The sequence below is a fragment of the Corynebacterium lipophilum genome (genome assembly GCF_024102595.1).
In the GTDB taxonomy this organism is placed as follows: domain Bacteria; phylum Actinomycetota; class Actinomycetes; order Mycobacteriales; family Mycobacteriaceae; genus Corynebacterium; species Corynebacterium pseudogenitalium.
Map to the genome: position 1 here is coordinate 1 of NZ_JAEUWV010000036.1, position 5,104 is coordinate 5,104.

The following is a 5,104-nucleotide window of genomic DNA, read 5'->3' on the forward strand; positions in this document are numbered from 1 at the left end:
ACGCCTGAAGTGGTGGACCTTCCGGTCTACGGCAGGGAATCCCGATTCAACGAGCACTGTCCCGCCGTAGGCCCAGGCAGGACCTGGAATCCATATCCAAAAAAGCACACATTTTGTCGCTTAACCCGAAAAATATGGTTTGTGCTGGCGATTTGCTTGTGTTCGAGAGCTCTGTGTAAAGTATCGACTCGTGCAAGCGACCGTGTAGCGGCCGTGAGTACGAAATTGAATAAGGCCCTGTGGCGCAGTTGGTTAGCGCGCCGCCCTGTCACGGCGGAGGTCGCGGGTTCAAGTCCCGTCAGGGTCGCGAACAGCACTTGTGTTGTTCTGGCCAGATAGCTCAGTCGGTAGAGCACACGCCTGAAAAGTGTGGGGTCGCCAGTTCGATCCTGGCTCTGGCCACACTCCAACCCCTTCACTGCGGTGGAGGGGTTTTGTGTTTCTGTCCCCGAGGATTGGAGCGTTGATTTGTCGCAGCACGACGCAGTACAGCCCGAGCTGAAGAGGAATGACCAGGAGTCCCGCTACGAGATATTTGTCGACGGGCAATTGGCCGGGTTTGCCACGTACGCTGACGTCGACGGTGCGCGGGAGCTGCCACATACGGTGGTGGACCCGAAGTTCCGCGGCCAGGGCCTCTCGAAGCCGCTGATGCAGTTCGCGCTTGACGACGCCCGCTCCGAGGGTCTCAACGTTATTCGGACGTGCCCCGCTGTGGCGCGCTACATTGCGCAGAACCCGGAGTACGCGGACCTCGTCAAGTAGCGCGGATTAGATGACGTAGCTGCCCGGGTCGAAGTACTTGTCGGGGTCGACGAGGTGCTTTGTTTCGCACTCTTGGCGCTCCCTGACCTTGGCAGGAATGCCGACGGCGATGGAGTTCGCCGGGATCGATTTTGTGACGACGGCATTCGCCCCAACCGCTGTGTTGTCTCCGATTGTGATGGGGCCGAGGACCTTCGCCCCGGCACCGATGGTGACGTTGTTGCCGATGGTGGGGTGGCGCTTCGTCTGTGTAAGCACCTGTCCGCCGAGCGTTACGCCGTGGTAGAGCATGACGCCGTCGCCGATTTCGGTGGTCTCACCGATGACGATGCCCATGCCGTGGTCGATGAAGAAGCGTCGGCCGATGGTGGCGCCGGGGTGAATCTCAATACCGGTGAAGAACCGGTTGGCCTGGGCGAGCACACGCGCGGGCCCTTTCAGGTTGCGTTGCCACATCCAGTGGCACACGCGGTGAGTCCAAATGGCGTGGAGTCCGGAGTAGACGATGGCGTTCTCGAGGTCGCCTCGCGCCGCCGGGTCGTGGTCCCTCGCGTTGGCAAGGTCCTCGCGGATCATGTGAATCACGCGGATGGCCGTTTTGATCATGTGGCGATCCTATCAACGACCACCCGCGGGGTGGCGTCGTGCCCGTTGGGTCTAGTCGCGGATGTCTTCGTAGAGCACGGTGGAGACGTAGCGCTCGCCGAAGTCCGGAATGATCACGACGATCGTTTTGCCTTCGTTCTCGTCGCGGGCGGCGAGTTCGAGCGCCGCCTTGAGGTTTGCGCCCGCCGAGATGCCGCCGAGGACACCGTCCTTCAGCGCAAGTTCGCGTGAGGTGGCGACGGCGTCTTCGTTTGAGACTGTAATAATCTCGTCGATGACGTTGCGGTCGAACGTGCCAGGGATGAAGTTCGCACCGAGGCCCTGAATCTTGTGCGGGCCTGCCTCGCCGGTGGACAGCAGTGGGGAAGCAGCTGGCTCGACTGCGACGGCCTTGACGGATTCCTTCTGCTCTTTGAGGTACTTCGCGGAGCCAGAGATCGTGCCACCTGTGCCGACACCGGCAACCACAATGTCGACCTCCCCATCAGTGTCGTTCCAAATCTCGGGGCCGGTGGTCTCGTAGTGGACCTGCGGGTTGGCTTCATTTTCGAACTGGCTGGCCAGGATTGTGTTTTCCGTCGTCTCGACGATCTCGTTCGCCTTATCGACGGCCCCCTTCATGCCTGCCGCGCCTGGCGTCAATACGATCTCTGCCCCGTACGCGCGAAGGACCACGCGACGCTCCTGCGACATTGTCTCCGGCATGGTCAGGATGACTTTGTAGCCCTTCGCAGCGCCGGTGAGCGCGAGTGCGATGCCGGTGTTGCCCGATGTCGCTTCCACGATGGTGCCGCCTGGCTTCAGTTCGCCGGAGGCTTCCGCCGCGCGGACGATAGCGTCACCAATACGGTCCTTGACGGAATTTGCCGGGTTGTAAAACTCAAGTTTTGCTAGGACGCGTGCCTTGAGCCCGTCAGTGATGCCGTTGAGCTCTACGAGCGGCGTATTGCCGATGAGGTCCAATACTGACTTTGCGATCTTTGCCATGAAAATAACTCCTTTACCTGTATGTTTCGCTTACGTTGCGTTCTTGTTGCGCGATTATACACTCGCGACATGAACCAGCTAGTCTTTGTCAAATAGACCGATTTGTTCACCTACTTCCGGGGTTGTGTTTCTGTGAATGTGTGGCAAGTGCAAAGTTTGGCTACCCCCGAAAACGCGTTATGATGAAAGGGCTTTGAGTCAAGTTCGACAAGCAGTGTCCCTAAACAGGGGACACTCGAACGGGTGGAAAGCGAGAGATCATTGACCGACGCACAGTGCCTTAAGGAAGACGACGACGCCATCCGGGCAGCGTTGACCACGCTGAAAACCGCAACCGGTATCCCCGTAGCCATGTATGGCACCCTTCTGGCAGATAACCGTTTGCAGATCACGCAATGGATCGGACTACGCACTCCAGCTCTGCAGGAGCTTGTCATTGAGTCAGGTGCCGGTGTAGGTGGAAGGGTCGTCGCTACGCGCCGCGCGGTGGGTATTTCCGACTACACACGCGCGAATGTCATCTCCCACGAGTACGACAAGCAGATTCAAGACGAAGGCCTGCACTCCATCGTTGCAGTCCCGGTAATTACCCAGCGCGAGATCCGTGGCGTCCTTTACGTGGGTGTGCACTCGCCGGTGCGTTTGGGCGACAAGGTGATTGAAGAGGTTGCTATGACGGCTCGCTGTCTCGAGCAGGACCTCGCGGTCAATACCGCCCTGAGGCAGGGCGACGGCGCGCGCGCCGGACAGAAGACGGGTCGCGTTATGAACAGTGCGGAGTGGGAGCAGGTTCGCTCCACGCACTCGAAGCTGCGCATGCTGGCAAATCGTGTGGGCGATGAGAATCTTCGCAAGGAAATCGAGCAGCTGTGTGACCAGATGGTTTCCCCGGTGCGCGTGAAGCAGACGACGAAGCTTTCCGCTCGTGAACTCGACGTTCTTTCCTGTGTTGCGCTCGGCCATACCAATGTTGAAGCCGCGGCCGAGATGGGGATCGGTGCCGAGACGGTGAAGTCCTACCTCCGCAGCGTGATGCGCAAGCTTGGGGCACACACCCGCTACGAGGCCGTTAACGCAGCTCGTCGCATCGGGGCGTTGCCGTAACCGTTGTTGGGTACGCTGGGTTCCGTGAAAGAACGATTTTTAGTCTCTGGCGGTACCCGGCTTGAAGGCGTCGTAAAGGTAGACGGCGCCAAGAACAGCGTGTTGAAGCTCATGGCGGCAGCGCTGCTCGCCGAAGGTACAACAACGCTATTTAACTGCCCCGAAATTCTCGACGTCCCCCTCATGCGGGACGTCCTCGTCGGACTCGGCTGCTCCGTAGATATCGACGGCACCGTGGTCACCATCCACACTCCTGCCGAGGTTTCTCCCCACGCCGACTTCGAAGCCGTCCGGCAATTCCGCGCCTCCGTTGCGGTGCTTGGCCCGCTTGTCGCCCGCTGCGGCGAGGCGTATGTTGCCCTTCCTGGTGGCGACGCGATTGGGTCCCGACCTCTAGATATGCACCAGTCTGGCCTTGAGAAGCTCGGGGCGACGACGCACATTGAGCACGGAGCCGTTGTTGCCCGCGCCCAGCAGCTGCACGGCGCGGACATCGCGCTCGATTTCCCCTCGGTTGGTGCGACCGAGAACATCATTACCGCGGCAGTACTTGCTGAGGGGCGTACTACTCTCTCCAACGCGGCACGTGAACCGGAGATCGTCGACCTTTGCGACATGCTCCGGGCCATGGGGGCGAAGATCGAGGGTGCGGGAACGTCGACAATTGTTATCGATGGCGTCCAAAAGCTGGAGCCGACGCAACACACCGTGGTTGGCGACCGGATTGTTGCCGGAACCTGGGCTTACGCAGCTGCAATTACTCAGGGCGATATCACGGTATCCGGCATCGCCCCTGGTCACCTGCACCTTCCTTTGCAGAAGATCAAGCTGGCTGGCGCGCAAGTGGAGACTTACGACAACGGTTTCCGCGTACGCATGAACCAGCGTCCAAAGGCTGTCGACTACCAGACGCTGCCGTTCCCCGGCTTCCCGACAGACCTGCAACCGATGGCGATCGCACTTTCCGCGGTAGCCGACGGCGTTTCAGTCATTACGGAGAACGTCTTCGAAGCGCGCTTCCGATTTGTCGACGAAATGATGCGCCTCGGCGCTGACGCCAACATCGATGGCCACCATGTGGCTCTTCGTGGTGTTTCGACGCTCTCCTCCACGGATGTGTGGAGCTCCGACATTCGTGCGGGCGCGGGACTCGTCCTCGCTGGCCTTGTCGCGGAAGGGCAGACCACGGTGCACGATGTCTACCACATTGACCGTGGTTACCCGCGATTTGTGGAGCAGCTCAATGAACTCGGTGCGAAGGTGCAACGAGCAAACGATTAGAACGCTTAAAAACCGGTCCCTCCCAGGCGATTTGTGTTGTTTGTTGGTTCGTGGTTAAGTTATCCCTCGTTGCCGACGAGCGGCCTGGTCGCTTGGAGGGAATGATCAAAGTGAATAAAGTTGCTGCTTGTGGGCGGTTTTGAGTCCGGCTGGTTTGGTTGGATTTGACTTTGTGTTTACGGGTGTGTAACTTTGTTTCAGCTGCTTGACGCTGGCTCTGGTTGGGGTTGGTTGTTGGGTGTGCGGTTGTTGTTTGAGAACTCGATAGTGTGCCAATGTACTTTTTATTTTTTGATTGCATTGACTTTTGGTTGCGTGCTGTGTGCCATGTTTGTGGTGTGTGCCGGCGGTGATGCTTGAA

6 protein-coding genes and 2 tRNA genes are annotated in these 5,104 nt (G+C 59.1%); 5 read left to right on the forward strand and 3 right to left on the reverse strand.

The features are described from left to right. The first annotated feature begins 233 nt into the window (after positions 1-233). The 3 genes from JMN37_RS11100 (at position 234) to JMN37_RS11110 (ending at position 765) form a co-directional block, all read left to right on the forward strand. A tRNA-Asp gene (locus tag JMN37_RS11100) sits at positions 234-307 on the forward strand. A 22-nt stretch (positions 308-329) separates the two neighbouring features. Then, positions 330-402 (forward strand) — tRNA-Phe (locus JMN37_RS11105). Positions 403-468: 66 nt separating this feature from the next. Further along, complete coding sequence (locus tag JMN37_RS11110) at positions 469-765, forward strand: GNAT family N-acetyltransferase (protein ID WP_252932186.1); 297 nt, start codon at positions 469-471, stop codon at positions 763-765. 6 nt (positions 766-771) lie between these two features. Here JMN37_RS11110 and epsC read toward each other — a convergent pair whose 3' ends face one another. Further along, positions 772-1,371: a serine O-acetyltransferase EpsC gene (epsC, locus tag JMN37_RS11115; RefSeq protein WP_071573159.1), complete on the reverse strand. Its 600-nt coding sequence runs from the start codon at positions 1,369-1,371 to the stop codon at positions 772-774. 51 nt (positions 1,372-1,422) lie between these two features. Further along, complete coding sequence (cysK, locus tag JMN37_RS11120; RefSeq protein ID WP_070361960.1) at positions 1,423-2,358, reverse strand: cysteine synthase A; 936 nt, start codon at positions 2,356-2,358, stop codon at positions 1,423-1,425. Positions 2,359-2,619: 261 nt separating this feature from the next. Between cysK and ramA the strand changes: the two genes are divergently transcribed. Both ramA and murA read left to right on the forward strand, forming a co-directional pair. Then, complete coding sequence (ramA, locus tag JMN37_RS11125) at positions 2,620-3,462, forward strand: acetate metabolism transcriptional regulator RamA (protein WP_070478053.1); 843 nt, start codon at positions 2,620-2,622, stop codon at positions 3,460-3,462. A 24-nt stretch (positions 3,463-3,486) separates the two neighbouring features. Then, entirely contained in the window at positions 3,487-4,743 is a 1,257-nt protein-coding gene (gene murA / locus JMN37_RS11130; RefSeq protein WP_070361962.1) for a UDP-N-acetylglucosamine 1-carboxyvinyltransferase, read from the forward strand. Positions 4,744-4,848: 105 nt separating this feature from the next. Here murA and JMN37_RS11135 read toward each other — a convergent pair. Next, positions 4,849-5,104, reverse strand: a 256-nt coding sequence (locus JMN37_RS11135) for a hypothetical protein (RefSeq protein ID WP_252932187.1), incomplete at its 5' end; no start/stop codon positions are given.